Consider the following 275-nt stretch of genomic DNA (forward strand, 5'->3'; position numbering starts at 1 on the left):
TCGGTATGCAAGGCACTGACCGCCAGCAGCGACAGCGCTGCCGCGAGGTAGACCCACACCGTGCGGGTCAGCAGAAACGCCGGGCCGCGCTTGGACAGCAGCCGCGCGTTGACCTGGGCCACCAGGATAAAGCCTGCGGCATTGGTGCCGAACAGCCACCCATAGTGCTCGGCCGGCACGCCGTAGAGCTTGATAAATACGAAAGGTGAGCCGGCGATGTAGGCGAACATCCCGCCAATTGCGATACCACCGGTCACGGCATACCCCAGGTACAC

1 pseudogene is annotated in these 275 nt (G+C 63.6%); it reads right to left on the reverse strand.

Annotation, left to right across the window (positions count from 1 at the left end):
- A pseudogene (locus MTCD1_RS19120) lies at positions 1 to 257 on the reverse strand (Bcr/CflA family drug resistance efflux transporter); the annotation flags it as partial.
- Between the last annotated feature and the right edge of the window lie 18 nt (positions 258 to 275).

It is taken from the genome of Colwellia marinimaniae, from assembly GCF_002207865.1.
Classification (GTDB): domain Bacteria; phylum Pseudomonadota; class Gammaproteobacteria; order Enterobacterales; family Alteromonadaceae; genus Colwellia; species Colwellia marinimaniae.